Consider the following 1,509-nt stretch of genomic DNA (forward strand, 5'->3'; position numbering starts at 1 on the left):
GAGTATGTAATTAAATGTGTGTAAACTTCATATTTAAGTTTAGATTTTAAATTTTAAAATAGCGATTTAAAGGTATATAGGGGTTTTGTTTTTCTATGAAAAACTAGCCCTTTTCAATATCATTTCCATTTTAAGAAAAAATTAGTACTTCCTTAGAGATTAATCATCTTAATTTTTTAATTTAAATGAATTTGAAATTAAATAGCTGATGAAGTAAGTCTTTCTTCGAAATGTATAGTTAATTGGTCCAAAATTTGAGCCCAATTTCTAATTTTTTGAGTCCATTTTTCTGATATATCCATAGTTGCTAGATATAATGATTTATGAAGTGCATCATCTGTAGGAAACATACCTTTTGATTTTGTAACCTTTCTAAGTTGTCTATTATAACTTTCTATAGGATTTGTTGTATATATAAGCGTTCTTATTTCTGAAGGATACTTAAAGAATGTTGCTAATTCATCCCAATTATTTCTCCAACTCCTTAATGCTACCGCATAAGTTTTGCCCCATTTTTCTTCAACTAAATCTAATTGAGCAAGAGCAGCTTCTTCTGTTGGAGAAGTATATACTAACTTTAAGTCTTTAGAAAATTCTTTTCTATGTTTATATGATATATATTTAAAACAAGTTCTAATTTGATGTATTACACACTTTTGAATTTCTGTATTAGGAAATACTGCTTTAATAGCTTCGCTAAAGCCAGAAAGTCCATCTACCGATGCTATTAATATATCTTTAACCCCTCTATTTTTAATATCTGTAAGTACTTTTAACCAATACTTTGCACTTTCATTTTCTCCAATCCATATTCCTAATACTTCTTTAAATCCTTCTAAATTTATACCTATAACAGCGTAAGCTGCTCTATTAACTATTCTGCCTTCGGTTCTAACTTTATAGTGAATAGCATCTAAAAATATTATAGGATAAATCTGATCTAACGGTCTATTTTGCCATTCTTTTGCTAACGGTAATATTTTATCTGTTATTTTTGAAATAAGAGTAGGAGACATATCTATCCCATATATACTTTTTAAATGTGCGGTTATATCTCTCGTAGACATACCTTTTGAATACATTCCTAATACTTGATCTTCAATCCCAGATATATCATTTTCATTGTTTTTAATTACCTTTGGTTCATAGTCTCCATTTCTATCTCTTGGTATATTTAAATCTATTTCTCCGAAATCAGATATAACTTTTTTGCTTCTATATCCATTTCTACTGTTTTTAGTTTTCTTATTCTTATAATCGTATCTTGAATATCCTAAATGATCATCAAGCTCTGCTTCTAGCATTTCCTGAACTGTATCTGCAAATAAATCTTTAAGCATAGATTGAACATCCCTAGCATTTTTAACATCATACTCTTGTAATAATTCTCTTAATATCTCACTTTTATTTAACATAAAAAGTGTGCACCTTCCTTTCAAGTAATAATTATATTATATCTCACATTATCACCATTTTTTTGGAAGTTTACACACTTTAAATTATATATCC

At 27.8% G+C, this 1,509-nt stretch carries 1 protein-coding gene; it reads right to left on the bottom strand.

The annotated features are described in order from the left end of the window. Window positions 1–197 precede the first annotated feature (197 nt). Complete coding sequence (locus tag Tmeso_RS15745) at window positions 198–1,415, bottom strand: IS256 family transposase (RefSeq protein WP_099192873.1); 1,218 nt, start codon at window positions 1,413–1,415, stop codon at window positions 198–200. Window positions 1,416–1,509: the final 94 nt, after the last annotated feature.

Origin of the sequence: Tepidibacter mesophilus, from assembly GCF_002724055.1 — a bacterium.
In the GTDB taxonomy this organism is placed as follows: Bacteria; Bacillota; Clostridia; order Peptostreptococcales; family Peptostreptococcaceae; genus Tepidibacter_A; species Tepidibacter_A mesophilus.

Coding starts and splice junctions, on each gene's coding strand:
- Tmeso_RS15745 (WP_099192873.1), bottom strand. CDS start 1,415: ATGTTAAATAAAAGTGAGATATTAAGAGAATTATTACAAGAGTATGAT.